General features: G+C 65.1%; 1 protein-coding gene and 1 pseudogene. Both read left to right on the top strand.

Features of this window, described 5'->3' with window-relative positions:
- Window positions 1–546: RNA polymerase sigma factor (locus EOA27_RS37395; protein WP_127258828.1), on the top strand; the 546-nt coding region annotated here is incomplete at its 5' end.
- Between the two features lie 2 nt (window positions 547–548).
- Window positions 549–1,145: pseudogene (locus tag EOA27_RS37400) on the top strand (VWA domain-containing protein); the annotation flags it as partial.

Below are 1,145 nucleotides of genomic sequence, written 5' to 3' on the forward strand. Positions count from 1 at the left end.
ATGCTGGACGACAGCGAAGCCTCCGATGCCGAGTTGATCGGGCGGGCGAGGGGCGGAGACAGGGGGGCTTTCGGCAAACTGGTCGAAAGGCACTATGGCTTCGTCTATCGCGCCGCCTATCGCTGGTGCGGCAGGAAGGCCGACGCCGAGGACATTGCTCAGGATGTCTGCGTGCGGCTCGGCCGCGCGATCCGCGACTATCAGGGCAATGGCGCCTTCACGACATGGCTCTATGCCATGACGCTGAATGCTTCGCGCGACATGATGCGCAAGCGCGCCCGCGATACCGCCAAGGCCGATGCCTATGGCGCCTATGCGTCGATCGCGGGCGAGGTGCCAGCGGACGATCCCGCCGATGCGTTGTGGACGGCGGTGCGGCTGCTGCCGGACAAGCAACGCGATGCGGTGCTGCTCGTCTATGGCGAAGGTCTCAACCACGCGGCGGCGGCGGAGGTGATGGCGATCTCGGAGACGACGGTTTCCTGGCACATCCATGAAGCGAAGAAACGGTTGAAGCTGCTGATGCGTTCAGCCGGGGAAGTGTGACCATGGTCGACGACAACGAACTCGAAAGGCTGCGTGACATCGCTGTGCCGGCGCCGGACGGCGAAGCGAAGGCGCGTGCGATGGCCGCCGCAATGCAGGCGTTCGACCTCGATGAAAAAACTTCGACGGCCCCCCAAGGAACGTCCGCAGGCCTTCGTCTCACGGAGCGAGCACAAAAGCTCTGGAGAGACATCATGCAACGGAAACTCATTGCCACGCCGGCCATCACCGCGCTGGTCGCACTGCCTATCGCCGGATATGCCGCTTTCGAGATGCTGAAGGAACAGCCGCCCTTCATTAACGGCAACGGCAAGGTCACCGAGACGGTGGCCGACAAGCCGGTAGCGCAGAAGCCCGCGCCGATGCAACCGGCGATCAACGAGCCGCTGCCGGCTGCGCCGGCGAAGGAGAAGAAGACCGGCGCGGACGCGGAGACCCGGACCAATTCACAAATGGTGCCGGCAACGCCGCTCGAGCCGGCGACCGAGGTCGACAACCTGCTCAAGCAGGAGGCAACGCCCGAAGCCGAGCCCGCCCTGCAACCCGCGCCAGCCGAGAGTGGCCAACTCGCAACCGGCGGTAAGGACGGGGTCGGGGTA

Source organism: Mesorhizobium sp. M2A.F.Ca.ET.037.01.1.1, assembly GCF_003998075.1.
Classification (GTDB): Bacteria; Pseudomonadota; Alphaproteobacteria; order Rhizobiales; family Rhizobiaceae; genus Mesorhizobium.